Annotated in this window: 1 protein-coding gene; it reads left to right on the plus strand. The window is 48.1% G+C overall.

What is annotated here, in order from left to right; genetic code table 11:
- Positions 1 to 1022: NAD(P)H-quinone oxidoreductase subunit H (locus tag IQ230_RS26265; protein WP_193935104.1), on the plus strand; the 1022-nt coding region annotated here is incomplete at both ends.

The raw sequence follows: 1022 nt of genomic DNA on the forward strand, positions 1-1022 counted from the left end.
GATTGCGAGCCAGTCATTGGCTATCTGCACCGTGGAATGGAAAAAATCGCGGAAAACCGCACCAATATCATGTACGTTCCTTATGTTAGTCGCTGGGACTACGCTGCCGGAATGTTCAATGAAGCCGTCACTGTCAATGCACCGGAGAAATTAGCTGATATTCCTGTTCCCAAACGCGCTAGCTACATCCGCGTCATCATGCTGGAGTTGAATCGGATTGCCAATCACTTGCTGTGGTTGGGACCTTTTATGGCTGATGTTGGTGCGCAAACTCCGTTTTTCTATATATTCCGAGAAAGGGAACTGATTTACGACCTGTGGGAAGCAGCCACAGGCTATCGGATGGTGAACAACAACTACTTCCGCATCGGTGGCGTCGCGGTAGATTTACCTTATGGCTGGGTAGATAAATGCTTTGACTTTTGCGATTATTTTGAGCCAAAAGTAGACGAGTACGAACGCCTGATCACCAATAACCCCATCTTTCGCCGTCGCGTGGAAGGAGTGGGGACAATTTCTCGCGAACAAGCAATTAACTGGGGATTGTCGGGTCCGATGTTACGCGCTAGTGGCGTCCAGTGGGACTTACGCAAAGTAGACCATTATGAGTGCTACGACGATTTTGATTGGCAAGTGCACTGGGAAAGTGCTGGAGACTGTTTTGCACGCTACTTAGTCCGCATTCGCGAGATGCGTGAATCCTTAAAAATTCTCCGCCAAGCACTCAAAGGATTGCCAGGTGGTCCATTTGAAAACTTAGAAGCTCTTCGTTTAGCCGAAGGCAAAAAATCAGAGTGGAACGGGTTTGACTACCAGTATATCAGTAAGAAAGTTGCCCCAACATTCAAAATTCCCAAGGGCGAACACTACGTTCGGATTGAAAGTGGCAAAGGTGAGTTAGGAATCTACATCATCGGCGACGATCATGTCTTTCCCTGGCGGTGGAAGATTCGTCCGGCGGATTTCAATAACTTGCAGATTCTGCCGCACTTGCTACGCGGTGTTAAGGTCGCTGATATTGT

The sequence above is a fragment of the Gloeocapsopsis crepidinum LEGE 06123 genome, from assembly GCF_015207655.1.
Classification (GTDB): Bacteria; Cyanobacteriota; Cyanobacteriia; order Cyanobacteriales; family Chroococcidiopsidaceae; genus Gloeocapsopsis; species Gloeocapsopsis crepidinum.